Consider the following 508-nt stretch of genomic DNA (forward strand, 5'->3'; position numbering starts at 1 on the left):
GGGGTTTGAGGTCCAACGGAACGAAAGTGTACGTTTAGAGGGTTATCTATCTGTATTTAATGAAATTTATTATTACCTAGCGCCTTTTCTTTATATGCACTACTATTTATAATAATTGAATAGCTTGAGTGGGAATATGGACATACAAAAGGCATCGAAAGAACTTTTATCCAATGCTCGACTACTTCCTAGACATACATTCACATTGTTCCGTAATGACGTCAGTCAGATCGTAAACCAACTCGACTCCTTGGAACGTTACATACAAAGTAGCGAAAACGCCTCACCTGAAAATGATTCTATTCAACTTCGCTTATCGGAAGTTCACTTCATACTCAGCGAATGCCGATACCATCAATTTTGTACTATCGTCATTTACTTATTGATTATCGTTTCTTTTAGTGCATTCTTATTCTGGATTTAGGCCTTTTTAAACAAAGGCTTAGTTTGAGTCAGTTTCATTTAACACTTTATATACTGTCGAGCGTGCAATGCCCAGTTGCCGCGC

2 protein-coding genes are annotated in these 508 nt (G+C 37.6%); one reads left to right on the forward strand and one right to left on the reverse strand.

From position 1 onward, the window contains the following. The first annotated feature begins 136 nt into the window (after nucleotides 1-136). Nucleotides 137-424, forward strand: coding sequence for a hypothetical protein (locus tag OH460_RS27325; RefSeq protein ID WP_270000198.1), 288 nt, complete (start codon nucleotides 137-139; stop codon nucleotides 422-424). Nucleotides 425-442: 18 nt separating this feature from the next. Here OH460_RS27325 and OH460_RS27510 read toward each other — a convergent pair. Continuing rightward, on the reverse strand, nucleotides 443-508 hold a 66-nt coding region (locus OH460_RS27510), incomplete at its 5' end, for a helix-turn-helix domain-containing protein (RefSeq protein ID WP_443088701.1).

This window comes from Vibrio sp. Makdt (genome assembly GCF_027587015.1).
Lineage (GTDB): Bacteria > Pseudomonadota > Gammaproteobacteria > Enterobacterales > Vibrionaceae > Vibrio > Vibrio chagasii_B.

What these genes read in the sequence shown, in the direction of transcription:
- OH460_RS27325 (WP_270000198.1), top strand. Translation starts at nt 137, where the DNA reads ATGGACATACAAAAGGCATCGAAAGAACTTTTATCCAATGCTCGACTA.